Genomic DNA, 24,334 nt, shown 5'->3' on the forward strand with positions numbered 1-24,334 from the left:
GATAGGTGTTCTGCAGTTGATGGATAACATTCCCGAAATTGTCACTTCCACGACGAAACGAACCTTCATTTTCGCGCAGAATTTTTGGCATCGGCCTCCGCCAAAGCTCGTGTAGCGTCAACATAATCTTGAGCAGAGGCTTTCTGCCATAGTTCCTTGGCTTTGACCTCATCCTTAGCTAAACCGTCGCCTTGAAAATACATAAGACCAAGGTTGTATTGAGCCATTGCCAATCCCTGATCAGACGCTTTACGTAACCACACTTCGGCTTGCTCATTATCTTTTGGGATATCGACGCCAGTGATATATCTGAGTCCGAGTTCGGCTTGAGCTTGTGCGAGACCTTGGTCGGCGGCTTTTTTCAACCAGCTGAGCGCTAAAACATCGTCTTTGGTGACACCTTGGCCGGAAAAGTAATGTAGTGCGAGGTTGGCTTCGGACATCGCCAATCCTTGTTCGGCGGCCTTACGGTATAGTTCCACAGCTTTTTCATCGTCCTTAGCTATTCCGGTACCGCTTTCATATCTTCGCCCAAGCTCATTTTGTGCCACAGAGAGTCCTTGTGCTGCAGCTCGCGCGAACCATGCGACAGCTTGCACGTCGTCCTTTGGGAGACCCTTGCCACTCGTATATTGCTGGCCCAGATTAAACTCCGCCAGGGCCACTCCTTGATCAGCGGCTTTCCGGTACCATTTCACCGCATAGACTTCGTCTTGGGATACGCCGAGTCCTCGTGAATAATAAAGGCCGAGATTAAGTTGCGCGAAGGCATTTCCCCGATCCGCAGCTCTTTGAAACCATTTGACCGCCTGTACAAAGTCTTGCAGCGTGGCTCGACCTTCTTGATACATAATTCCCAGCTGAAATTGAGCTTCCGGAAGTCCTTGTTCAGCTGATTTTCGAAACAGGTCCAATGCTGTATGAATATCGGCTGATACACCGGATCCTTTGTTATAGAACAAGGCAAGATTATACTGAGCTCGGGCATCGCCAGCATCTGCGGCTTTTTTGTACCATTCAGCGGCCGATACAAAATTCTGTTCTGTCCCTAATCCGCGTTCATACAAGACACCGATTGTAAACTGAGCGTCAGTATCGCCATTCTTAGCCAGCGGTTGCAGTTTGAAAAAAGCCTTGTCGTAATTCCCGGCAGCGATATCGTTATTTGCACCCGCTAATCCACCTGCTACTGCTGGGGATGATATGGCAAGCACCAACCCTATCATCAGAGCTGAGCGTATGGATTGCATAAAGCTTCCAACTGACTGTCGCCAGATCACCGCAAGGTTTGATTTCATAATGTCCCCCGACACATAGGTCCGCCACATGTGTTCAATTTGGCAGACCCATCATATATAACTTGGCGACCTATCCAGCCAATACCAAATGCTGCGGTATAAACTTTGCTGATTCTAGGCTTTCAGTGCGGTGTTTGTTCACGGCAAACGTTATGCCCCACGGACACTGAAACGAACTGCTGAACAGATCATCAGCGCCAGAATGAAGCTAATTGCAAATTGTTGACCATCACGCCGAGCGTATGCAACGGAATATTAAGCACTTGTAGAACAATGCTGGAACAGATAGTGTTTGTTCTGGTTTTGTTTTTCCGATTCCCTGCTAAAGGATCGCCGATGCTCACGCGTAAACAACATGAACTTCTTCTCTTCATTCATGAGCGTCTGAAGGAGACGGGTATCCCGCCATCCTTCGACGAAATGAAGGATGCGCTGGATCTGGCTTCCAAATCCGGCATTCACCGGCTGATCACTGCGCTCGAAGAACGCGGCTTCATTCGCCGGCTTGCCAACAGGGCACGCGCGCTGGAAGTCCTGCGCCTGCCAGACTCCATTGCTCCGGGTCTCAACGCCCAGAGAAAGTTCGAGCCAAGCGTCATCGAGGGCAGTCTCGGGCGCAATGTTGCGCCGCCAAAGCCGCAGCCGCGTGCTTCCAACGACATGGATATGCCTGCCAATGTCAGCATTCCTGTCATGGGCCGGATTGCTGCCGGTGTGCCCATTTCCGCCATCCAGAACCAGACCCATATGCTGAGCCTTCCGCCGGATATGATCGGCAGTGGCGAGCATTATGCGCTTGAAGTTAAAGGCGACTCGATGATCGAAGCGGGTATTTTTGATGGCGATACCGTCGTTATCAAGCGCGGTGATACGGCCAACCCCGGTGAAATCATCGTGGCGCTTGTCGATGATGAAGAGGCAACGCTCAAGCGGTTCCGTCGCAAAGGAGCATCGATTGCCCTTGAAGCAGCGAATCCTGCCTATGAAACCCGGATTTTTGGACCGGATCGCGTGCAGGTACAGGGTAAACTCGTCGGACTCATCAGGCGTTACTGATCCGGATCGGCATCCCGTTCGCCGCTGTTCGGGATGCTCGCTTTTGTTTTTGGCTTATGTACACGTTCCGGCATGTTGCGTGCCGCTCGTGAGTGAACACGGTAAGTGTTCCATGGCCGATCTGGCGGTCCAATGGCATAGGTCAGGCTGGCTGAGATCAACCTTTGATCGAATGTTTGTTCGATCCTGGAAGCATTCATCGCTTCCCCATGCCCCTGTGTGACCGGCCCCTGTGTGACCGGGCCCAAGCGGATTTCCGCGGCGCCATTCAAAGCAAGATCGTGCAATGTGACCACCAATGTGCCGGGATTTGTGCACGCCGCATCCCTCCCCGCAAAGGCCAGCACGACAATATTTCCTTCACTGCAGGCTGCATTCTTTTGCGCCGGTTTATCCGTATAGGCGATGATGAGCCCGCCGGGTTCGCGCGCCGTACAAAGCTTGTCTGCGCATTCAAACATGCCGTTTGCAGCTTGTGCATTGGCCTTGACTGGTTTGATGATCTGCGCAAGCCCATAACCTTGCTGCCAGTTGTTCAGAATGAATGCGCCACCTTGCGACCGATTGATCATCAATGTTTCGCCATTACGCAGTCCCACCAGTCTGCCATCCTCCGATATGACAATATCCGGCGGTACGCTGCGCATCATGACGAGCGCGCCGATGGCCAATAGTGGCAGGCTGCACAGGCGCAGCCATGACGACAGGAACAGGAGGACAATCAATCCCGCACTCAGGAACAGCAGGCTCACTTGCGGCATTGGACCGAGATGGCCGCTGGGCGAAAGAGCCGCGACATGATTGGCAATAACAGTGAAGAGTTCAATCCCGCGCTCCATGACACGGAAGGGTAGCCAGTCCATATCGAAAGGCATGAGCAGCAACGCCAGAACGGCAAAGGGCATGACAAGGATGGATACCACAGGCAAGGCCAGCGCATTGCCGATCAAACCCAGTGGTGCCGTATTGTTGAAATGATAGACGGCAAAGATCGCACTGGCTGAACCGGCGACCAAAGACGTCATGGCGATGCCATTGATATGATCGATGATCTTGTCCGGCAATTGCAGAAGCAAACCATTGCGGCGTTTGCGTCGATTGTTCCGGGTTGCTTTGCGGGGTGACCACCAACCATAGAATGCGATCAGCGCCGCGGTGGCCGAATAAGACATCTGAAAACTTGGTCCCAGGATTTCATGTGGTGCGATGGCGATTGTAACGAGTGCCGCCAAGGCAACATTGCGCAATGAAAGCGCGGCGCGGTCCGCGATCATCGCAATAAGTATCACCGCCAGCATGACGAAGCTGCGCTGGGCGGCGACATCGAGACCAGAGAGTAGCAGATAAAATGCGCAGGCCAGCAGCGCGACAAAGGCTGAAAACTTCTTGATCGGATATCGTGCGGCGAATTCCGGGAAGAAGGCCAAGGAGGCACGCAAAGACCCCATGACGATGGCCGCAACAAGCGCCATATGGAACCCGGATATAGACAGGACATGCGACAAGCCGCTGAGCCGCATGGCATTGTTCGTCGCCTCACTGATGCCGTCACGCTGTCCGGTGATCTGCGATGCAGCAATTGCGCCCGGCTCGCCCTTGATCTGATGCTGAATATGGTTGGTGAGTTGCTGGCGCATGCCCGCCACCATCAGCAATATCTTGTCGGCGATCCCGGCAGGTTCCGTAAGCGATACAATTTCCGGCTTACCCAGAAAGAACCCGTTACCGCCGACACCATGGTAATAATTATGGAATGCGAAATCATAATTGCCCGGCCGTACAGGCCCCGATTGCGGACGCAGATGCACCAGACCTTGCAGGCTGGTGCCCGGCCCGGCATCGGCTGGCAATGAACGGGCTGATATAACAAGCCTTTCGGGCCTGTAGAGAAGCTGCGGGCGTTCGGTTGCAATGACATCCATAGTCAACCGCCAGCCGCCACGCTCGGGCCGACTGATGGCCACAATGCGGCCGGTCAAACGGGTGGTAATGCTTGAGCCAAGCATAGTTGTATCAAGGCGCATGGTTTCAAACTTGGCGCACAGCATGCCGGCGACGATGCACAGCACGATGGTCAGGCAGAGACTTACCAAGCGCCGGTTCACAGCCAGAAGTTTTAGCCCTGACAATGCGGTCAATCCAAAGAGAATGGCACTCAGTCTGGGTTCTGTTGGCAGGCTGAAATAGAGAACAGCGCCGCCACCGGCAAAGACAGGTACAAACAGAAAGAAATTGCCCCGATCATATTCCCGGCTGAATGCAAGAAGAACGCGCGATGGTATTTTCCGAACCCAATGCCATCCGGCAGCCACAGCGCGGCGTATCTTTGCAACAAGATTGCCCCGCTCGGGAAAATCAGGCTCGTCTTGGGGTATTTGAGTCGCAAAATCGGGCTCATCGACCGCTGGGCGATCAAAAAAGTGCCGTTCACTCGTTTGTGTACTGGTGACAGGGCGCCGCATTTGCCTCCAAATCTGCCAATGCCCTTGCACAGCAGCGCTCCTATGCTACATCAACGCCAGATCAAATCGATTGGATGTTAGGCTAATAGCCAAAGCCTCCGCTGGAGTACTTATGTCATCACCCGTTGTTACCCGTTTTGCACCCTCCCCGACCGGTTACCTCCATATTGGTGGTGCCCGCACGGCCCTGTTTAACTGGCTCTATGCCAAGCATACGGGCGGCAAGATGCTGCTGCGCATCGAGGATACGGATCGCGAACGCTCATCGGAAGCGGCGGTGACAGCTATTCTCGATGGCCTGAAGTGGCTCGGTCTCGAATGGGATGGCGATGCGATCTCGCAATATGAGCGTGCGCCGCGCCACCGCGAAGTCGCCGAAGAGCTGGTTGCCAAGGGCAAAGCCTATTATTGCTATGCTTCACAGGCCGAGCTTGAGGAAATGCGTGAGAAAGCCCGCGCCGAGGGCCGTCCGCCCCGCTATGATGGCCGCTGGCGCGATCGCGACCCAAAGGAAGCCCCTGAAGGCGTCAAGCCGGTTATCCGCATCAAGGCGCCGCAAGAGGGCGAAACCCTTGTGCGCGACCTCGTACAGGGTGATGTGCGCTTTCCCAACAAGGATCTCGATGATTTCATCATCCTGCGCTCCGATGGCAATCCGACCTATATGCATGCGGTTGTGGTTGATGATCATGACATGGGCGTCACCCACATTATCCGTGGTGACGATCACCTGACCAATGCCGCACGTCAGACGGTTATTTATGATGCCATGGGCTGGGATGTGCCTGTGATGGGCCATATTCCACTGATCCATGGTGCGGATGGTGCAAAGCTGTCCAAGCGTCACGGGGCGCTCGGCGTCGAGGCCTATCGTGCGATGGGCTACCTGCCTGCCGCCTTGCGCAACTATCTCGTGCGTCTTGGCTGGAGCCATGGCGATGATGAAATCATGTCTGACGCCCAGATGATCGAATGGTTCGAAATCTCCGATATCAATCGCGGTGCTTCGCGTTTCGACTTCCAGAAGCTGGAAGCGATCAACGGTCACTATATGCGTTTCTCCGATGATGCCGATCTGGTGAAGGCCATGGTCGACATTCTGCCTGAGATCGAAGGCGGCGCGGAGATTTTGGCGCGGCTGAATGATCGCACAAGACAGCAACTGCTGGCAGCAATGCCCGGCCTGAAGGAACGCGCCAAGACACTCGTGGAACTGGCGGACAGTGCAAAATATCTTTTTGCGCAGCGCCCGCTTGGTCTGGACGAAAAAGCGGCTGGCCTGCTCAATGACGAGGGCCGAAGCGTACTATCGGGCGTTTTTCCGGCACTTTCCGGGGTTAATGACTGGACTGCCGAGGCTCTGGATGCTGCAGTGCGTGTTCATGCGGAAAATACCGGCCTGAAACTTGGAAAAATCGCCCAGCCGCTGCGTGCCGCATTGACCGGAAGAGCAACATCTCCCGGTGTTTTTGACGTTTTGGCGGTGCTCGGCCGTGAAGAGTCATTGGGCCGTATTGAAGACCAGATAAAAGGTTAATCCATAGCCCCGACGGTGCATTTTTTGCATTGCAACATTGCGCCGTTCGGGTACGGTGACGTGCCTGAGACAATCAGGAGAAATACCTCGTAAAGAGGGTCAGTGCTTTGGGCCAGTGTGAAGCATACTGGAATTTGAAGTAACTCGTGTCCTTTCGTTTCCGAAGCTCAACGAGAGCCTATTGCTCAAGCAGCGGGTTTTGGAATTGGTACACGGGATGTCAGCGGGAGCTGAAGCAAGAAAGGAACGGCAATGTCTGAGAATAGCGTCAACATCGATCTGAATGGTCACGAGTTTGCGTTACCGATAAAACAAGGCACCATCGGACCTGATGTCGTGGACATTGGAACACTCTACAAGAACACCGGTGCGTTCACTTACGATCCGGGTTTTACATCCACAGCCTCCTGCGAGTCGCAGATCACCTATATTGACGGTGATGAAGGCATTTTGCTGCATCGCGGCTATCCAATCGAACAACTCGCTGAAAAAGGTGATTTTCTCGAAACCTGCTATCTGCTGCTTTACGGCGAACTGCCGACAAAGAGCCAGAAGCATGATTTCGATTACCGTGTGACGCACCACACCATGGTGCATGAACAGATGTCGCGCTTCTTCAGCGGCTTCCGCCGTGACGCCCATCCCATGGCTGTCATGGTTGGCTGTGTTGGCGCCCTGTCCGCCTTCTATCACGACTCAACCGATATTTCCGATCCGCATCAGCGCATGGTCGCGTCGATCCGCATGATCGCGAAGATTCCGACCCTGGCTGCGATGGCTTACAAGTACCACATCGGTCAGCCCTTCGTTTATCCGAAGAACAATCTCGATTTCGCAACCAACTTCCTGCACATGTGCTTTGCTGTGCCATGCGAAGATTACGTGCCGAATCCGGTTCTTGCCCGCGCAATGGACCGGATTTTCATTTTGCACGCTGATCACGAGCAGAATGCATCGACATCAACGGTCCGCCTTGCCGGATCATCCGGCGCCAATCCGTTCGCCTGCATCGCGGCCGGTATTGCCTGCCTCTGGGGCCCTGCCCATGGCGGCGCCAATGAAGCAGCGCTGAACATGCTTGGCGAAATCGGTACGGTTGACCGCATTCCCGAGTTCATCAACCGCGCCAAGGACAAGAACGATCCATTCCGCCTGATGGGCTTTGGTCACCGCGTTTACAAGAATTACGATCCGCGCGCCAAGATCATGCAGCAGACGACGAAGGAAGTTCTGGCCGAACTCGGCATCAAGGACGATCCATTGCTCGATGTTGCGATGGAACTGGAGCGTATTGCGCTCACCGATGAATATTTCATCGAGAAGAAGCTCTATCCGAATGTCGATTTCTACTCCGGCATCACCTTGAAGGCACTTGGCTTCCCCACCACCATGTTCACGGTTCTGTTCGCCGTTGCCCGCACGGTTGGCTGGATCGCCCAGTGGAAGGAAATGATCGAGGACCCGCATCAGAAGATTGGCCGCCCGCGCCAGCTTTATACCGGTGCGACCCAGCGCGATTACGTGCCAGTCGGCAACCGCAAGTAAGCGCAGTCGAAACTCATGAAAAAGGCGCCGATTGGCGCCTTTTTTATATTCTCCGTCACGATTGCTGTTTTATGTATTCGAGCACTTTTTCAGCGGCAATATCGCCGGAAGGCCTTTCTGTTCGCATCAGGTCGGCGATCTCGTCAAAACCGTCGAGTTGTAGCGAACGGGCGTAGCCCGGCCGCAGCAACTGTTCGATTTCCCGCGCGAGTGGACCGGGACGAACAAACTGGTTGAAATATTCCTGAACGACACGTTTATCGGCAATGATATTCGGCAGGGCCGCGCTCCAGACCTTGATGCGCGGCGCAATGAACATCCGCGCCAACCAGTCGGGCCTATAGGATAAAACCGTCGGAATGCGCGCCAATGCGAGTTCGAGTGATACGGTGCCTGAAGCTGCCAAAGCGGCATCGGCTTCGGCAAAAGCTTTCAATCGTTCCGCTTCGCCCACCACAATGTTGGGCTGGACTTTCCAGTCCGCTGTCAATTGCCGCACGAGTGGCTCAACTTTGGGAAGTGTCGGCAAGGTCAGTGTGAAGCGGTTTCCACGGCTCGCCAATAGTTCAATAGCTTCGCCGAAGGGTTTGGAAAGACTGGTAATTTCCGCTTTGCGCGAACCTGGCAGCACGATAATGCTGTGTTGCGCCCTGTCACCCAATTTCCCTTCCCGCGCGCGATTCGTTTTCGCAGCCTCCAGCAAGGGCGCATGCGTGACGAGACGGTGACCAACATAGGTGGCGGGTGGTCCGTCAAGGTCTTTCAGCGCCTGCACTTCGAACGGCAAAATCGCCAGAACATGATCGATGTAGCCGCGCATGGCTTTGGCGCGCTCCGGTCGCCACGCCCAGACCGATGGGCTGATGTAATTGATAATGGGAATAGCCGGGTCGGCAGCCCTCACCTTGCGCGCCACCCGGTGGGTGAAGTCAGGACTATCTATAATAATAAGGCAATCGGGTTTTGCCGCAACGATTGCGCCAGCCACCTGCGATATGCGGCGGATGAGCTGCGGCAGTTTCGTGACGATTGCCGTCAATCCCACCAAGGCAATTTCATGCTGATCAAACAATGAGTTGAGACCAAGGGCCTGAAGATGTTCGCCGCCGACACCCATTAGCGTCACTTCGCCGGGATATTGCCGCCGCAAGGCCTGAACCAGATCGGCACCAAGCAAGTCGCCAGACTCTTCACCCGTGACGATGGCAAGGCGTAGCGGCTTTGACGTGGCCATTATTCGGCCTCCTGCGCGAAGGTCTCGATAAAAATACCGGCTTCATTGGCCGCGGCAATGGTTTCGGAGTAACCCAGGATCAGCGTCCGCCGGGATTCGATGGCAATGCCCTTCAAACCGGCTTTGACTGCATTCTCAACGGTGCTGATGCCAATGGCGGGCAAATCCGCGCGCACTTCCTGCTGCGGCTTGGCGCATTTCACCAGCACCCCGCCCTTACGGTTGATCCGTTTGGCGATACGCAGTTCGGCTACCCGCTGCAGCATGGCGTCAGTACCCTCCACGCCCTCAAGTGCCACCACACGCCGGCCAACGGCAATTGCAGCCTGCCCGATATCGAGTGAACCGATCATAACAGCTGCTTTACGGGCCGCCTGCATATCGGCGATGCTCTCCTTGTCGGCTTTCTTCCGGGTGATGGTTCCCACATCAGGCGCAAGAATATCCGGAACAATTTCGTGGGCGCCAACGACCCTGAAACCATAGGATTCGATGGTTGAAATCACCGCTTTGAGCAATCCGTCATCGCCAAGCCTGAATGCGCGCATGAAGCGGTACAGGGCAACGAGGTTGCCATTGCCCGGATGCAATGCCGCTGAGAATTCCGGCCTGTGGCGTATGCCGCCTGCCAGAACCACATTGGAAATATCTGATGATTTCAGAATCTTCATCAAGCCACCAAGCTCGACAATCGAAATCTCCGCATGTTTGCGTGCGTTGATTTCAGGCGAGGCTTCTCCTTTGATTGCTATGATCAAGGGATCAGCACCCTGCCTGTGCAAGCTTTCGGCTATTGCAATGGGAAGAAGCCCATTGCCGGCAACAATCGCTGTACGGCCTGTTATGGCCGCTGGCAACGCTGGATCGGTGGGTTTAGCTGTTGTCGTCACTGTCGCTGGTCTCGATTCCGGAACCGAGGGGCGGCGTGCAGTAGTGACGTTTGGTATCAGCGAGAATGAAATCGATCAGATCGATAACCGCTGGCGACTGAGAAAACTCAAGCCGCACATCTTCCGCCCGTTTGTAAACCGGTTTGCTGCGGTCAAACAGCATACGCACCGCGTGACGAAGATTGTGAATCTCCGGGCGCGCCATCCCCGAGCGTTTCATGCCGACAATATTCAGACCGGCAAGATAGGCGTGATTGCCGATAGCCATGCCGTAGGGCACCACGTCTTTGGCAACGGCCGCAAGGCCGCCAATGAAAGCATGATGACCAACACGCACAAACTGATGCAGCGCTGCCCCACCCCCGATAATGACATTATTACCAACCGTGACATGACCGCCAATCATCACATTGTTGGAAAAGGTCACGTTATCGCCAATGTCGCAATCATGCGCCACGTGCGAATAGGCCAAAAACATGCAATTGTCGCCAACGGTCGTATATCCACGGCTGCTATCCGTGCCACGATGCATGGTGACACCTTCGCGAATGGTGCAGTTCCTGCCGATGGTGAGCGTCGTGTGTCCGCCCTTGTGCTTGGTGTTTTGCGGGTCCCCGCCCAAAATAGCATTTGGATAGACTTTGGAACCATCGCCAAGCGTCGTCGCGCCTATAATGACCGCATGGCTTAATATGCTGACATCGTTGCCGATGACAGCTTCCGCGCCAATATGGCAGAATGGACCGATATTTACCCTGTCGCCAATCTTTGCGCCCGCTTCAATAATCGAAGTGGGATGAATGCTGGAATTGGACATCAAGCGCCGGTCTCGTCGTCATCGGGGAAGCTGACCATGGCTGCAACTTCGGCTTCTGCAACCTTGACGCCATCCACTTCGGCCACGCAGCTGTATTTGTGGATATTGCCACGCTGCTTGACCTTGGTCACGCGCAGCTTGAGCTGATCACCGGGTACCACAGGCTTGCGGAACTTGGCACCATCAATGGTCATGAAGAAGACCTTGCCGGGCTTACCGCTGCCATTATGGAACAACACGATTGCGCCAGCAGTCTGGGCCATAGCTTCAATGATCAGAACACCGGGCATGATTGGCAATTCGGGAAAGTGTCCGGCGAAATGCGGCTCATTGATGCTGACATTCTTGATGCCCGTTGCTGACTCATCGCGATCAATATCAACAATACGATCAATCAACAGAAAGGGATAGCGATGCGGCAGGTTTGCCAGAAGCTTCTGGATGTCCGCGACGCCAAGAGTGCTCGCCTGTACATTTTCATTCATCTGAACTGCTCTCCTTCTTGGTTCGGGACATCGCGCGAACACTCGCAATCTCGCGGAACCATTGCTTGAACGGCTGGGCGGGCGCACCGGCCCACCGCTCGCCATCCGGAATATCATTCATAACACCGCTTGCAGCAGCAATTTCAACGCGTGAACCGATGTTGACGTGATCCTTGATACCGACACTGCCACCGAGCATTGTCATATCACCGAGCACGACACTGCCGGAAATGCCACATTGCGCAGCAATCACGCAATGGCGTCCAATACGAACATTGTGGGCAATTTGCACGAGATTGTCGATTTTCGTACCTTCACCGATAACCGTATCCGCCAAAGCGCCGCGATCAACCGTGGTGTTGGCACCGATCTCGACATTATCCTGAATAATAACGCGGCCAAGCTGGGGCATCTTGTCGAGTCCGGCTTTACCCGGAACATAGCCAAAGCCGTCCTGCCCGATACGCACTCCGGGATGAAGGAGAACGCGATTACCGAGAAAGGCATACTGAACCGAGCAGCTTGGTGCGATATAGCAATCGCGGCCAATCTTGCAGCCATTGCCAATCACCACATTGGCGGCAATGACAGTTCCCGCACCGATAGAAACAGCCTTGCCAATGATGACGCCGGGTTCGATGGTAACACCCGCTTCGATCTCAGCGGTCGGATCAATGATCGCATGGGGCGAAATGCCAGTCTCGTCGCCGCTCCAAAGATGCGCATTTACCGCCCGTGGATAGAGTGCGCGGCCAATGGCAGCAAAATCCTGCTGTGGATGGCGGGTAACGATAATGGCAACGTTTTTTGGGATGCTTGGCTTGACTTCGTCGGTACACAGAACACCTGCCGCCTTCAAACCTTCAAGGTTTTGCGCATTCTTCTTGCCATCGATGAAGACAAGGGCATCTGGTCCTGCGTCTGCCAGAGAAGCAAGACGCGTCACTGGCCTGTTGGCCAGAGAACTGTCCACAAGAACGCCATTGGCCAGATCGGCGATCTGACCAACAGTCACGTTCAATAGTGCCTCATAAAAAATCGGATCGGCCATCGACTAACTTTCTCCCCCGGGGAAGTATGCTCCCCCGGGAGGTCAGCAATCTATCAGAATTTGCTCGACATGCCGAAGTTGAAGTTCTGCACCTGATCGCCGTCCACTTTCTTGACTGGGAAAGCGTAGTCGAAGCGCAGTGGTCCGAACGGCGACGCCCACATGATACTTACACCTGCAGAAGCACGCCATTCCATGCCGTCGTCGGAAACATACCGTTTCCCATCCCGGTTCTTGAGCTCGTTGCCATACAGCGTCGCAGCATCGGCGAACAAGGCACCACGAATACCAAGGCTCTCAGGAACGATCGGCAATGGGAACTGGGTTTCCACGCTAGCATTGAAGTATGTTGTGCCGCCGAGGAAGCTACCATCGTTATCTCTAACACTGGTATCCCGTGGACCAATACCCGCATATTTGAAGCCGCGGATCATTTCCTGATTGTTCTTGAACAAGTCAAACACGCGCAGATCGTCACCAAATCCTTCAATGTGTCCGGCGCCTACGCCAACCAGACCGACAATGTCCATTTCCTGGGAAAGCGTCTTGTAATAGCTACCCTTGAACGTTGTCTTCAGGAAGTTGGCATCGCCACCAACACCGGCATATTCCTGATTGAATTTGGCATACAAGCCGTCATGCGGATTTTTACGATCATCAATCGTATCATAAACCAATGACCAGCTAACCGACGATTTGATCCAAGACCCATGTTCAGCCGCATCGATGAAGGCTTGCGAAATCTGCGACGGATCTGGGATATCCGTTCCCGGAATCTTGGCATCGCTATCAATCTCATATTTTTCCTGCGAGAGGTTATACGCAACACCAGCAGTCAAAGTTTCAGTGATTGGCAAGCCAAAGCGGATCGTACCACCGGTCAAATCGGTTTCGTACTTGTTGTTAACGCCAGACTGACGCTTGAACAGATCAAAACCAGCAGAAATACGCTGACCGAGGAAATAAGGCTCGGTGAAGGACAGCGAATAGGTACGGTTGTTATTCAGACCGCCGCCGGCACCGATACGAATATACTGACCACGACCAAGGAAGTTGCGCTCGGTGATGGAGCCTTCAACTGTTGGTCCGGGGCTTTCACCACCGGTCGTATAACCACCACCGATGGAGAATTCACCCGTTGATTTCTCAACCACATCCACAACGAGCACGACCTGATCAGGCTGCGAGCCCGGAGCAGTCGAGATGTTGACGGTCTGGAAGAATTCAAGGTTTTCCAGACGCTTCTTGGCGCGCTGGATCAGAACCTGATTGAATGCATCGCCTTCGCTCACATCGAATTCACGACGGATAACGTAGTCGCGTGTCTTCTCGTTGCCGCGAATTTCAATGCGCTCGAGATAGGCGCGCGGACCCTGATCGATGTTGTAGACGACCGAAATCGTGTGGTTTTCGAAGTTGCGGTCGCCGCGTGGCTCGACCTTGGCAAAGGCATAACCCTGACCAGCAACCTTTTCCGACAGCTTGATGATCGAATCTTCAACTTCCTTGGCGTTGTAAGTATCGCCTTCGGATGTCTGCACGAGACCGTTCAGCTTGGATGTATCAACACCCTCAACCGAGCTCTGGATTTCAACGCCGCCGAACTTGTACTTCTCGCCTTCATCAACCGTGACGGTGATCGTGTACTCATTGGTCGCTGCATCAAGATTGGCTGTCGACGAGACAACGCGGAAATCCGCATAACCACGATTGTAATAGAACCGACGCAGTGATTCTTCGTCAGCGCGCATGCGGTCTTCACTGTACACGTCATTGCGTGTCAGCCAGGACAGTGGGTTGGAGCGCTTTGTCGAGATAACGTCGCGCAGACGGCGTTCACCAAAAGCCTGATTACCGACAAACACGATATTGGCGATCTTGGTGCGGTCGCCTTCATTGATTTCGTAAACAACGTTGACGCGGCCCTGACCCAGATCCATCAGGCGCGAACTAACAGTGGCATCACTGCGACCGACATTGCGGTAAGCGGCGCGGACGGCTTCGGTGTCGGCATCAAGTGTTGTCTGGTTGAATGCATCGCGTGACTTCAGCTGTACGGCCTGAGCCAGCTGCGCGTCCTTGATCTTCTTGTTGCCCTGGAAAATGACCTGATTGACAACCTGATGCTCGGACACGGTGACGATAAGCGCGCCGCCGCCTTGCGTAATGCGCACATCGCCGAACAGGCCCGTTGCGAACAGGCGCTTGGTGGCGGCATCAATATCATTGTTGGAGAAAGGCTTGCCTGGCGTAATGCCGAGATTGTCCTTGACCGTCTGGGCATCAACACGGGTATTCCCGCGCACTTCAATGCGGCTGACTGTTGCTGCATGTGCTGCTGTAATCCCCGCAATCGTGGTGACGATTGCTCCCGAACTTACAAGAGCCGCTGAAATGGCGAGCGCCGACGCTGCACCAACGAATTTTGAACTTGCCGCCATAGGCCTACTAAACCTTTGTTTCTCGTTGTCCCCGGGCGAGATCCCGGACTAAGCACTTACTCGCACACCGTCATAGCCGGTTTTTACATACACGCAAGGCTTACGGTTAAAATCTGTTTACTTCACACGAAAGCGTGGCATCCATGCCACGCCATTCACCGCTTATAGTAAACAGATCATGACGCTTTTCCAGCCCACGCCTGTAATTTTCACTAATGTTTAATTTTCGTCACCGACAGGCGAAAAGATCATTAAACACAACAAATCCCATAAATCCGAGCACCAAAAGGAAGCCTGCACGGAAAAACAGCTCCTGAACAGCGGGTTTTACCGGCCTTCTGATGACAGCTTCAACCGCATAAAAGATCAAATGTCCCCCATCGAGCGGTGGCAAAGGGAAAAGATTGAGCAAACCAATGCCGATCGACAGCATCGCGGTCAGCTGAATCAGCCAATCAACCCCCTGACTGGCCGCCTGCCCCGCCATTGTGGCAATTTTCACCGGTCCACCGAGTTGGCATTTGTCCTCGCGTCCGGCAAAGAAGCGGCCAAAGAACTGGCCGGTGCGGGCAATAATGAAACCGCTTTCACGCACAGCCTGACCGACTGATTCGATTGGGTTATAGGTAATGCGGCGGAAATTACCGAGTTCCTGATTGTTCACGACCCCGATAACGGCCACTTTCACCGTGTTGCCCAAGGCGTCTTTTTGTTCTGCAAGTTCCGGTGTTGCGGTCAGGTTCACTTCCTGCCCGTTGCGTTCCACAACAAATTTCAGAGAATCGCCTGCCCGTGCAGAAACATGGCGCTGTACGTCGGCAAAAGTTTGAACTTTGTCGCCATCCACACTGATAAAGCGATCGCCAGGCTGAAATCCCGCCACGGCGGCGGGGCCACCCGGACGCACTTCAGCGACCATGGGATCTGCAACCATGCGACCATAGAGAGCGAAAAAGACGGAAAAGATTGCAACGGTCAGGAGAATATTGAACGCAGGTCCGGCAAAGACAGTTGCCGCGCGCTTCCAGACCGGCTGGGTATGAAAGGCAACTGCCCGCTCTTCGGCGCTCATGTTTTGTGTCGCAGCGACCGGTGAACTCGCAACGCTCTCGTCACCAGCAAACTTGACATAACCGCCCAGGGGGATCGCCGACAGTTTCCAGCGCGTGCCGCTGCGGTCATTGAAGCCGAACAGTTCCGGGCCAAAACCAATGGAAAAGGCTTTCACGCCGATGCCGCACCAACGCCCGACGAGATAGTGTCCCATCTCGTGAACGAAGACCACAACCGTTAGTACAATCAGAAAGGGTAAAATCGTACCAATAAGCAAACTGTGCGTGCCGAAAAGATAGCTCAGCATATCCGTCAAAATGTCCTCCGGGCCTCGCCCAACCCATCAGAGGGTGACCGGGTTTGGCCTGCTAGAAAAGAATATCGTAAGGCGTTTCCGGTTTCACCAGAATTGCCCCGATGAGGTACAGCAATGCCGCAGCCGCCACAAGTCCATCCACCCGGTCCATCACGCCACCGTGACCGGGAATCATCTGGCCCGAATCCTTCACACCAAATTTGCGTTTGACCCATGATTCGCCGAGATCACCGATTTGAGCTGTTACCGACAGCACAAAAGCGATGAGCGGAATGGGAACACCGCCAGCCGGTGTTATAAATGCCGCACAGGCTACGCCAGCTGCAATACCAGCTGCGGCGCCGCCGATTGCCCCTGCCCATGTCTTGTTGGGTGAAAAGCGCGGCGCAAGCTTTGGGCCACCGAGCGCGCGCCCGTTGAAATAGGCAAAAATGTCAGTCGACCAGACAACGGCAAAGAGGAACAGAATGGCTGCAAACCCATCGCCCGTGTCGCCGCGCACAAATGTCAGGGCTATGGACGGAAATCCCGCATAGAGCAGTCCTGTAGCCGCCCAGATGCCGTATTGCCTGCCGCCGAGGATAGCCACCAGAGCCGATCCGGCCAGCAAGACAGCAATGATCAGCAAGCCATTGTGCGACAGCATCAGCATACCAAGCACGATGATGAGACAGACCCAGGAAACGCTGCGGGTCAGAGCATTTGAACGTGGTTCCGTAATGGCATGCCATTCATAAAGAACGCCGAGCCCGATAGCGCAGGCCATCAGCGTGAACGGCAAGCCGCCAACCCATGTCAGCGCAACCGCAATCGCGATCAGAATAATCGCACTGAACGTGCGCTTGTACAGATTGGAAAAACGGCCGGGGCCCTTATCCGGTGCAGATGCCCCCGAAGCCGTCACAGGGCGATTTCCTGCTGATTGACCCCGCCAAAGCGCCGTTCGCGCATGTGAAATGTCTCAATCGCCTCGGCCAGATGCGTCGAGCGGAAATCTGGCCAGTAGCACGGCAGGAACATAAATTCCGAATAGGCCGCCTGCCACAGCAGGAAATTGGAAAGCCGCATCTCGCCGCTGGTGCGGATGATCAGGTCAGGATCGGGGATATCCGATGTATCCAGCCGCGCCGCAATGGCCTCAGCAGTGACATCCGCCTGCGCCAAAGTGCCTGAGGCAACTTCAGCGACGATTTTCTGCACTGCCCGCGTGATTTCGTTACGTGAACCGTAATTGAAAGCGATGACAAGGGTCAGCGCGGTGTTCTTCTCGGTCAGGGTCTCGGCTTCACCAAGCAGACCGCGAATATCCTTGGCCAAGCCTTCGCGCTCGCCAATGACGCGCACACGCACATTTTCACGGTGGAGATCAGCCAGATCACGCCGGATGAACAGTTTGAGCAGGCCCATCAGATCAGAAACTTCAGAGCGCGGGCGTGACCAGTTTTCCGAGGAGAATGCGAACAGGGTCAGAAACGGAATGCCCATTTTTCCGGCGGCGCGAATGGTTTCACGCAAAGCTTCCACACCGGCCTTGTGTCCGGCCGCGCGCGGCAGACCGCGTGCCTTTGCCCAACGGCCATTTCCATCCATGATGATGGCAATGTGGCTCGGATTGGACATGACACTCAACCTCCGGTGGTATTAAAGGGCGAAAGCGACCTAAACCTGCATGATTTCCGCTTGCTTGACGGCAACGACCTTATCCATCTCGGTAATCGTCTCATCCGTCAGTTTTTGTACTTTTTCGGAGAGAACCCGGTTATCGTCCTGGCTGATTGCGCCGTCCTTTTCGAGCTTTTTCAGCTCATCCATACCATCACGGCGAACATGACGTGCGGCAACCTTTGCCTGCTCGACATATTGATGCGCAATTTTCACCAGTTCCTTGCGGCGCTGTTCGTTAAGCTCAGGCAAGGGAATGCGCAGATTATTGCCGTCCGTGATCGGATTAAGACCAAGGCCAGATTCGCGAATGGCGCGCTCGACCTTGCCGACCATCGACTTGTCCCAGACCGATACGGCGAGCATGCGGGATTCAGGCACGGTGATATTGGCGACCTGATTGAGCGGCATATTCGAGCCATAGGCTTCCACAGTGATGGGTTCAAGCAGACTTGCCGACGCACGCCCGGTGCGCAGACCATTAAGGTCATGTTTCAATGCCTGCACAGCACCGTCCATACGGCGCTTCAGATCATTCAAATCGAGTGCATCACTCATGTTCACTGCTCCTATATTCTTTCTGCTCGTCTGGCCGGTATTCCGGTCAGCCTGTGCCAGAATGATTGATCAATCGTCGGATACGATTGTCGCCCGCCCTCTGCCCTGCAGAATTTCGGCAAAACCACCCTTTTCGTGGATTGAATAGACAATTATTGGGATATTGTTCTCGCGCGCAAGGGCTACTGCCGTTGTATCCATAACAGTAAGCCCGCGATCGAGCATCTCCTTGTGGGTAAGTCGGTCAAAGCGCACTGCATCGGGGTCTTTTTTGGGATCGGCGGTGTAAACGCCATCAACCTGGGTGCCCTTGAACAGGGCATCAGCCCCAACTTCGGCAGCGCGCAGGGCTGCAGCCGAATCTGTCGTGAAGAATGGATTGCCCGTGCCGCCTGCGAAAATAACCACTTTCCCCATGTCCATATAGGCTGTCGCCTGTCTCTGGGAGAAAGTTTCGCACAATTCAGGCATGGCGATGGCGGAAAGAACGACCGTATCGATACCGATCTTGACCAGAGAGGTCCGCAAGGCCAGCGAATTGATCACCGTAGCCAGCATGCCCATATGGTCGCCGGTAACCCGGTCGCCGCCTTTGGAAGCGACAGCAACACCGCGGAAAATGTTACCGCCGCCGATAACAACGCCAACTTCGACGCCCAGAGCTCGCGCCTCAGCAATATCACTGGCAATACGGTCGGCAACCGCAACATCGATACCAAAACCCTGATCGCCCATAAGGGCTTCACCGGAGGCTTTCAGCAGAACGCGTTTATAGACAGCCGTACCAACCATAAGACCTCCCGTAGAGTCGTGCATTTCAGATATTCGAAGCCCGGATACACCAAGGGCACCGCGTTGTCACGCGGTGCCCTCTGATTTCATCAGTTGTGAAATTACTTCTTCACAGCTGCTGCAACTTCGGCTGCGAAATCGGTGGCTTCCTTCTCGATGCCCTCGCCCAGAGCAAAACGGACAAATGCCGTGATCTTGGCTGGTGCGCCGATTGCCTTTTCCGCATCCTTGAGCGCGGCTTCAACAGTCAGGTCAGGATTGATAACGAAAGCCTGCGACAGAAGAACAACCTCTTCATAGAACTTGCGCAGACGACCTTCGACCATCTTTTCGATGATGTTTTCTGGCTTGCCGGACTGGCGGGCTGATTCTGTGAACACAGCCTTTTCGCGCTCGACGGCAGCTGGATCAACTTCACCCGAAGTCAATGCAAGCGGGTTGGTTGCAGCAACGTGCATGGCAACCTGACGGCCAAATGCGTTTGCAGCATCTGCGTTACCTGATGTTTCGATAGCCACCAGAACACCGAGCTTGCCGAGACCATCGGAAACACCGTTATGGATATAGGTAGCCACAACGCCTTCATTGACGCTGAGCGCTGCCGAACGGCGGAACGACAGGTTTTCACCGATCGTGCCAACCGCATCCTTGATGGTGTCGACAACGGACTTGCCTGTCGACGGATAAGTTGCAGCGGCAACAGTTGCCGTCACGCCGTCAGTGCCAAGCGCAACGTTAGCAACATTGCGAACGATCTCCTGGAACGCGTCGTTGCGGGCAACGAAGTCAGTCTCGGAGTTGACTTCAACAACAACCGACTTCTTGCCGTTCGTTGCAACGCCAACCAGACCTTCAGCAGCCGTACGGCCAGCCTTCTTGTCTGCCTTCGAAATACCCTTGGCACGCAGCCAGTCAACAGCAGCTTCCATGTCGCCATTGGTTTCAGTCAGGGCTGTCTTGCAGTCCATCATGCCAGCGCCGCTGATTTCGCGGAGTTCTTTTACCTGTGATGCAGAAATGCTCATTGTGTCGCCTCTTCTCAAAGCGAAGGCATACTGGAGAAACCAGCATGCCAACTTTGCGGCGCGTCATGCGCCAATCCAATTGTTTTTAGTCACCCGTTACGACGGGTATATGAAGCCTCAAGCGGAGGCTTCACCGTCCTGTACAGGAGCCTGTGCTGGCTCTTCGAGTGCTGGCTCGACAGGAGCTTCTTCCTGCGCGCCGACATCGATGCCCATCGAGCCCTGCTGACGCAGAATGCCGTCGAGTGCAGCCTTGGCAACCAGATCGCAATAGAGCGAAATAGCGCGCGACGCATCGTCATTGCCAGGGATCGGGAAATCGATCTGGTCCGGATCGCAGTTGGAATCGATAACAGCGACAACCGGAATACCAAGACGCTTGGCTTCCTGAATCGCAATCGCTTCCTTGTTGGTGTCAACGATGAAGATCAGATCCGGGATCGAACCCATGTTCTTGATACCGCCGAGAGCGCGGTTGAGTTTTTCGCGTTCACGATCGAGGTTCAGGCGTTCCTTCTTGGTGAAGCCCTGTGCATCGCCAGAAAGAAGTTCGTCCAGCTTGCGCAGACGCTGAATAGAATTCGAAATCGTCTTCCAGTTGGTCATCATGCCGCCGAGCCAGCGGGCATTGACGTAATACTGAGCCGAACGGGTAGCCGCATCGGCAATGATATCGGAAGCCTGACGCTTGGTGCCGACGAACAGAACGCGGCCGCCACGGGCTACGGTGTCGGAAACCTTCTGCAACGCGCGGTGAAGCAGCGGAACAGTCTGGGCCAGGTCAAGAATGTGAATGTTGTTGCGGTCACCATAAATGTATGGTGCCATTTTCGGGTTCCAGCGATGTGTCTGGTGGCCGAAGTGAACGCCAGCTTCAAGGAGCTGACGCATGCTGAAATCAGGCAATGCCATCTCTTAGTTTTCCTTTTCCGGTTTAACCTCCACAGGAAAGAGGCGGGAGACCCGCCACCGGAGGCCATATCGGATTTCTCCCGATATCAACCCAAATCCCGTGTGTGGAATGAAGCGGCTGTTAATCGATATTCCCGGCAAACGCAAGAGCAAGCGCGAGAAAAGGCGATTTTAGCCGCTTTAGGCACTGCTGCCATGGCTTACGACTGTGGTTCAATATTCAATCTCGGGATTGTTCGCTATTCTCTTATGGACGATGGCCAAGGAGATTCTCTGATCAAACCAATCAAATGTGAAGGCTTTTCGAATATCTGGGACGCTTTGGAAGCCAATCCTCGAGAAGTTGCCAGCATGTCCATGCGATCCAGTTTACTCGTAGCGATTGAGCAAGAGGTAAGGAGCTGGAAACGAACGCAAGCCGCAGCAGCATCGCGTCGGGGAATAACACAACCTTGCCTGACTGAGCTTTTGTGAGGCCCGCATGATTTTTTGCGAGGACGGATCACTCACTTCAGTTCGGATACGCTTGTCAATATCGCAACCGAAGCCGGACTTCCAGTCCGGCTCGATATCAGCGGTTGTTGGGGAGTAGGTTGCACGAATGTGGTGCGTGGTTCGTGGTTCGTGGTTCGACAAGCTCACCATGAGGGGGAGTGAGGATGCAATGATAATCGCAGAGGTTGAATCGCAGAGATTGAATCGCAAAGATTGCGGCTTAACGGGTGCAGAACTTGACTCCCTTTCATCACCTCTCTCCCTCATGGTGAGCTTGTCGAACCACGAACCACGAACCATGCTGCGGTGGTGCTCACCCCCCTCTGTCCTGTCGGACATCTCCCCCACAAGGGGGGAGATCACATTGACATAAACGCTTTCCCACAACTGGAAACGTTGCAGATTGTGCAAGATTGTATTGAAGGCTGATCTCCCCCCTTGTGGGGGGTCCGAAGGACGGGCGAGACCCGTGGCTCGCCCCGGTAGTCCGACAGGACAGAGGGGGGTGATTGCATCTCCAACATTGCAGTTGCAGAACGTATCTCCCCATCACCAAAGCAGCGTAATTCTTATTTCGTACATTTCGGTGCGTCGAAAAGCTCGAGGTTGACGAGTTTTCCGGTCATGGAGAAATCGCCGTAGTCCATCTTGAGGTCGCGGGTGACGCCATTGCGATAGAGTTTGAAATTGATGCGGTAGCTTGGAAGGCCCTCGGATTTGTCTGAATCATCGAAGTAAGCGATGGACACCGGCCAGGTGTTTTCCTTCTCAAGCGGTCCCATCTTCTTCGTTTCGTCATCCGGATCACTCGTGGCTGGCTTGCCGATGACCACCGTCGTTGCCATCACCTTGTCGGCATCCTCCGAACCATCAAACAGTTTGGTCTGGTAGAACACGTCTCCGGCAATCGCCTTCCCGATCAGTTCCTGCATGTGGCGCGTGGGAAACTGCGACAGTTCCAGATTTTCCTTGCTCGCATCGGGCTTGGTCAGGGAAATTTCCGTCTTGTCTTTTGCCAATAGCGCATCGCCGCGCACTTCCTTGGTCAGGCTCTGGTCGACAAACGTCTTGTTGACGAAACGAAATTTCGCCCCATCACCCGACTCAAAAGTTGTGGTCTGCTGATCGGTGACCCGTTGTGGCTGTTCTTCCATGTCAACGCGCGTCACAAAGCGAAAATTTGTCGTGTAACCTTCACAATCCGAACCATTGAACTCGTATACCATGCGGCCTGTTAGCCCCGTGATACCACTGCTTTCCTGCGCATTATCAAGCTTGAGATCATAGATGGCGCGGTGTGGTACGAGAGTCGCTGTTCCAGCAGCAAGGGCCATGGATGATCCGGAAAGACCGAGGGCGCTCATGCTGAAAACGAGGACGGGGAATAGACGCATTGACAAGATTCTCCAGTTTTCGAATGTGCATATTAAAAAAACTCTTGGCGGAAGCGAGGCAAAAATCGCAACTTCATTCACAATCAATTGCGATTCCGCAACATAAGGATAGGAAATCCCATGAGCAGCACCATCGACAGCCGTCTAAACGAGCTTGGCATCACCCTCCCCGTCGCCGCGGCACCGGCAGCCAATTATGTCCCGTTTGCACAAAGCGGCTCCTGGCTTCTGACATCAGGACAGTTGCCACTGGCAGGCGGTAAACTCATTCACACGGGTTTGCTCGGTGCTGATCTTACGCTTGCACAGGGTCAGGAAGCGGCAAAAGCCTGTGCCATCAACATTCTCGCACAGGCAAAGGCAGCGCTTGGCGATCTGGAAAAGATCGAGAAAGTTGTAAAGATCACTGTATTCGTGGCCTCATCTGCCAATTTCACCGAACAGCATCTCGTCGCCAATGGCGCTTCCGATCTGCTGGTCGCGGTACTCGGCGATAAGGGTCGTCACGCGCGTTCGGCTGTTGGCACTGCCGTTCTGCCACTCAATGCGCCTGTGGAAATCGAAGCCATTATTGAGGTTCGCTGATTATGGCATCTTTGGACTGGCTGACGAAAACGCCGATTGCCCACCGCGGATTGCATGACCTCAACAAATCCCGGTGGGAAAATACGCTTTCTGCGTTTGACGCTGCGGCAAGCGCCGGTTTTGCCATTGAATGCGATGTGCATCTGTCTTCCGATGGCGAAGCCGTTGTTTTCCACGATGGCACACTGGATCGCCTGGTTGGCAAATCAGGCAATATTCACGACGTTTCGGTTGCCGATGCCGCAGCCTTGCGGGTCGGTGGCACCAAAGATCATGTGCCGACACTGGCTGAAGCGCTAAAACTTATTGCCGGACGCGTGCCCATTGTCATCGAACTCAAGGGCATTCCGGGACGTGATGATGGTCTCGTGAAGGCGGTTGCCAAGGATTTGGCCGGTTATGAGGGCGATGCGGCGATCATGTCCTTCGACCGTCACCTGATCAGATTGTTTGGCAGGGATGCCCCCGGTATTCCCGCCGGGCTCACTGCCGAGGGGCTGAAGGACAGCGATCTGGAAGAACATTTCGCCATGCTTGCCTACGATATCGATTTCGTTTCCTACAATGTCCACCATCTGGAAAATCGATTTATCGGTTTTGTGAAGGGCAAGCTTGGTCTGCCGGTGATTTCCTGGACGGTGCGCAGCCCTGACGACAAGGCGATAAGCGATGCGCATGTTGATCAGATCACGTTTGAGGGATTTGATCCACGAACGGCTTGAATGA

21 protein-coding genes and 1 pseudogene are annotated in these 24,334 nt (G+C 54.4%); 6 read left to right on the forward strand and 16 right to left on the reverse strand.

The features are described from left to right. Window positions 1–65: 65 nt before the first annotated feature. Window positions 66–1,298 (reverse strand): tetratricopeptide repeat protein, encoded by a 1,233-nt coding sequence (locus AB4Y96_RS14885; RefSeq protein ID WP_441918254.1) that lies wholly within the window; start codon window positions 1,296–1,298, stop codon window positions 66–68. A 336-nt stretch (window positions 1,299–1,634) separates the two neighbouring features. Here AB4Y96_RS14885 and lexA point away from each other — a divergent pair, with 336 nt between their 5' ends. Then, window positions 1,635–2,354: a transcriptional repressor LexA gene (lexA, locus tag AB4Y96_RS14890; protein WP_091886158.1), complete on the forward strand. Its 720-nt coding sequence runs from the start codon at window positions 1,635–1,637 to the stop codon at window positions 2,352–2,354. On the opposite strand, the gene AB4Y96_RS14895 is transcribed toward lexA, so the two are convergent. Then, window positions 2,348–4,816 (reverse strand): ComEC/Rec2 family competence protein, encoded by a 2,469-nt coding sequence (locus tag AB4Y96_RS14895; RefSeq protein WP_441918255.1) that lies wholly within the window; start codon window positions 4,814–4,816, stop codon window positions 2,348–2,350. The genes lexA and AB4Y96_RS14895 overlap by 7 nt on opposite strands. A 112-nt stretch (window positions 4,817–4,928) precedes the next feature. Here AB4Y96_RS14895 and gltX point away from each other — a divergent pair, with 112 nt between their 5' ends. After that, window positions 4,929–6,353 (forward strand): glutamate--tRNA ligase, encoded by a 1,425-nt coding sequence (gene gltX, locus AB4Y96_RS14900; RefSeq protein WP_441918256.1) that lies wholly within the window; start codon window positions 4,929–4,931, stop codon window positions 6,351–6,353. A 252-nt stretch (window positions 6,354–6,605) separates the two neighbouring features. Further along, the gene (gene gltA, locus AB4Y96_RS14905; protein WP_091886125.1) at window positions 6,606–7,898 is read left to right on the forward strand and encodes a citrate synthase; all 1,293 of its coding nucleotides are present in this window, start codon (window positions 6,606–6,608) and stop codon (window positions 7,896–7,898) included. A gap of 55 nt (window positions 7,899–7,953) precedes the next feature. On the opposite strand, the gene lpxB is transcribed toward gltA, so the two are convergent. From lpxB to rpsB, 13 genes are all read right to left on the reverse strand, one after another. After that, complete coding sequence (gene lpxB, locus AB4Y96_RS14910; protein ID WP_441918309.1) at window positions 7,954–9,135, reverse strand: lipid-A-disaccharide synthase; 1,182 nt, start codon at window positions 9,133–9,135, stop codon at window positions 7,954–7,956. Then, a complete protein-coding gene (locus tag AB4Y96_RS14915; protein ID WP_441918257.1) occupies window positions 9,132–10,022 on the reverse strand; it encodes an LpxI family protein in 891 nt (296 codons plus the stop codon). Before AB4Y96_RS14915 ends, lpxB begins: the two co-directional genes overlap by 4 nt. Further along, the gene (gene lpxA / locus AB4Y96_RS14920; protein ID WP_441918258.1) at window positions 10,006–10,839 is read right to left on the reverse strand and encodes an acyl-ACP--UDP-N-acetylglucosamine O-acyltransferase; all 834 of its coding nucleotides are present in this window, start codon (window positions 10,837–10,839) and stop codon (window positions 10,006–10,008) included. The genes AB4Y96_RS14915 and lpxA overlap by 17 nt, the downstream gene beginning before the upstream one ends. Then, a complete protein-coding gene (fabZ, locus tag AB4Y96_RS14925) occupies window positions 10,839–11,324 on the reverse strand; it encodes a 3-hydroxyacyl-ACP dehydratase FabZ (RefSeq protein WP_091886136.1) in 486 nt (161 codons plus the stop codon). Before fabZ ends, lpxA begins: the two co-directional genes overlap by 1 nt. After that, the gene (gene lpxD, locus AB4Y96_RS14930; RefSeq protein WP_441918259.1) at window positions 11,317–12,375 is read right to left on the reverse strand and encodes a UDP-3-O-(3-hydroxymyristoyl)glucosamine N-acyltransferase; all 1,059 of its coding nucleotides are present in this window, start codon (window positions 12,373–12,375) and stop codon (window positions 11,317–11,319) included. Before lpxD ends, fabZ begins: the two co-directional genes overlap by 8 nt. A gap of 53 nt (window positions 12,376–12,428) precedes the next feature. After that, on the reverse strand, window positions 12,429–14,816 hold the full coding sequence (gene bamA, locus AB4Y96_RS14935; RefSeq protein WP_441918260.1) for an outer membrane protein assembly factor BamA: 2,388 nt from the start codon (window positions 14,814–14,816) through the stop codon (window positions 12,429–12,431). Between the two features lie 229 nt (window positions 14,817–15,045). Then, entirely contained in the window at window positions 15,046–16,176 is a 1,131-nt protein-coding gene (gene rseP / locus AB4Y96_RS14940) for an RIP metalloprotease RseP (protein ID WP_441918310.1), read from the reverse strand. A gap of 61 nt (window positions 16,177–16,237) precedes the next feature. Continuing rightward, the gene (locus AB4Y96_RS14945; RefSeq protein WP_091884527.1) at window positions 16,238–17,089 is read right to left on the reverse strand and encodes a phosphatidate cytidylyltransferase; all 852 of its coding nucleotides are present in this window, start codon (window positions 17,087–17,089) and stop codon (window positions 16,238–16,240) included. Continuing rightward, window positions 17,086–17,805: an isoprenyl transferase gene (locus AB4Y96_RS14950; protein ID WP_091884529.1), complete on the reverse strand. Its 720-nt coding sequence runs from the start codon at window positions 17,803–17,805 to the stop codon at window positions 17,086–17,088. The genes AB4Y96_RS14945 and AB4Y96_RS14950 overlap by 4 nt, the downstream gene beginning before the upstream one ends. A 39-nt stretch (window positions 17,806–17,844) precedes the next feature. Next, window positions 17,845–18,405 carry a ribosome recycling factor gene (gene frr, locus AB4Y96_RS14955; protein WP_091884531.1) on the reverse strand — a complete coding sequence of 187 codons (561 nt, stop codon included), beginning with the start codon at window positions 18,403–18,405 and terminating at the stop codon, window positions 17,845–17,847. A gap of 69 nt (window positions 18,406–18,474) precedes the next feature. Next, window positions 18,475–19,197 carry a UMP kinase gene (gene pyrH / locus AB4Y96_RS14960; RefSeq protein ID WP_091884534.1) on the reverse strand — a complete coding sequence of 241 codons (723 nt, stop codon included), beginning with the start codon at window positions 19,195–19,197 and terminating at the stop codon, window positions 18,475–18,477. Between the two features lie 101 nt (window positions 19,198–19,298). Further along, window positions 19,299–20,222: a translation elongation factor Ts gene (gene tsf / locus AB4Y96_RS14965; protein WP_441918261.1), complete on the reverse strand. Its 924-nt coding sequence runs from the start codon at window positions 20,220–20,222 to the stop codon at window positions 19,299–19,301. A 117-nt stretch (window positions 20,223–20,339) separates the two neighbouring features. Continuing rightward, on the reverse strand, window positions 20,340–21,134 hold the full coding sequence (rpsB, locus tag AB4Y96_RS14970; protein WP_441918262.1) for a 30S ribosomal protein S2: 795 nt from the start codon (window positions 21,132–21,134) through the stop codon (window positions 20,340–20,342). 249 nt (window positions 21,135–21,383) lie between these two features. Between rpsB and AB4Y96_RS14975 the strand changes: the two are divergent. Beyond that, window positions 21,384–21,710, forward strand: a pseudogene (locus AB4Y96_RS14975) (helix-turn-helix domain-containing protein); the annotation flags it as partial. A gap of 488 nt (window positions 21,711–22,198) precedes the next feature. Here the strand turns inward: AB4Y96_RS14975 and AB4Y96_RS14980 are convergent. Continuing rightward, window positions 22,199–23,023, reverse strand: coding sequence for a cell envelope integrity EipB family protein (locus tag AB4Y96_RS14980; protein ID WP_091884542.1), 825 nt, complete (start codon window positions 23,021–23,023; stop codon window positions 22,199–22,201). A 120-nt stretch (window positions 23,024–23,143) separates the two neighbouring features. Here AB4Y96_RS14980 and AB4Y96_RS14985 point away from each other — a divergent pair, with 120 nt between their 5' ends. Then, window positions 23,144–23,608: a RidA family protein gene (locus AB4Y96_RS14985; protein WP_091884544.1), complete on the forward strand. Its 465-nt coding sequence runs from the start codon at window positions 23,144–23,146 to the stop codon at window positions 23,606–23,608. 2 nt (window positions 23,609–23,610) lie between these two features. Then, the gene (locus tag AB4Y96_RS14990; protein WP_441918263.1) at window positions 23,611–24,330 is read left to right on the forward strand and encodes a glycerophosphodiester phosphodiesterase; all 720 of its coding nucleotides are present in this window, start codon (window positions 23,611–23,613) and stop codon (window positions 24,328–24,330) included. The last annotated feature ends 4 nt before the right edge of the window (window positions 24,331–24,334 follow it).

It is taken from the genome of Phyllobacterium sp. TAF24 (genome assembly GCF_052113785.1).
Taxonomy (GTDB): Bacteria; Pseudomonadota; Alphaproteobacteria; order Rhizobiales; family Rhizobiaceae; genus Phyllobacterium.

Bases quoted from the DNA above. Each gene is read 5' to 3' on its own strand.
- AB4Y96_RS14885 (WP_441918254.1), bottom strand. From the start codon at position 1,298: ATGAAATCAAACCTTGCGGTGATCTGGCGACAGTCAGTTGGAAGCTTT.
- lexA (WP_091886158.1), top strand. From the start codon at position 1,635: ATGCTCACGCGTAAACAACATGAACTTCTTCTCTTCATTCATGAGCGT.
- AB4Y96_RS14895 (WP_441918255.1), bottom strand. From the start codon at position 4,816: ATGCGGCGCCCTGTCACCAGTACACAAACGAGTGAACGGCACTTTTTT.
- gltX (WP_441918256.1), top strand. From the start codon at position 4,929: ATGTCATCACCCGTTGTTACCCGTTTTGCACCCTCCCCGACCGGTTAC.
- gltA (WP_091886125.1), top strand. From the start codon at position 6,606: ATGTCTGAGAATAGCGTCAACATCGATCTGAATGGTCACGAGTTTGCG.
- lpxA (WP_441918258.1), bottom strand. From the start codon at position 10,839: ATGTCCAATTCCAGCATTCATCCCACTTCGATTATTGAAGCGGGCGCA.
- fabZ (WP_091886136.1), bottom strand. From the start codon at position 11,324: ATGAATGAAAATGTACAGGCGAGCACTCTTGGCGTCGCGGACATCCAG.
- lpxD (WP_441918259.1), bottom strand. From the start codon at position 12,375: ATGGCCGATCCGATTTTTTATGAGGCACTATTGAACGTGACTGTTGGT.
- bamA (WP_441918260.1), bottom strand. From the start codon at position 14,816: ATGGCGGCAAGTTCAAAATTCGTTGGTGCAGCGTCGGCGCTCGCCATT.
- rseP (WP_441918310.1), bottom strand. From the start codon at position 16,176: ATGCTGAGCTATCTTTTCGGCACGCACAGTTTGCTTATTGGTACGATT.
- AB4Y96_RS14950 (WP_091884529.1), bottom strand. From the start codon at position 17,805: ATGTCCAATCCGAGCCACATTGCCATCATCATGGATGGAAATGGCCGT.
- frr (WP_091884531.1), bottom strand. From the start codon at position 18,405: ATGAGTGATGCACTCGATTTGAATGATCTGAAGCGCCGTATGGACGGT.
- pyrH (WP_091884534.1), bottom strand. From the start codon at position 19,197: ATGGTTGGTACGGCTGTCTATAAACGCGTTCTGCTGAAAGCCTCCGGT.
- tsf (WP_441918261.1), bottom strand. From the start codon at position 20,222: ATGAGCATTTCTGCATCACAGGTAAAAGAACTCCGCGAAATCAGCGGC.
- rpsB (WP_441918262.1), bottom strand. From the start codon at position 21,134: ATGGCATTGCCTGATTTCAGCATGCGTCAGCTCCTTGAAGCTGGCGTT.
- AB4Y96_RS14980 (WP_091884542.1), bottom strand. From the start codon at position 23,023: ATGCGTCTATTCCCCGTCCTCGTTTTCAGCATGAGCGCCCTCGGTCTT.
- AB4Y96_RS14985 (WP_091884544.1), top strand. From the start codon at position 23,144: ATGAGCAGCACCATCGACAGCCGTCTAAACGAGCTTGGCATCACCCTC.
- AB4Y96_RS14990 (WP_441918263.1), top strand. From the start codon at position 23,611: ATGGCATCTTTGGACTGGCTGACGAAAACGCCGATTGCCCACCGCGGA.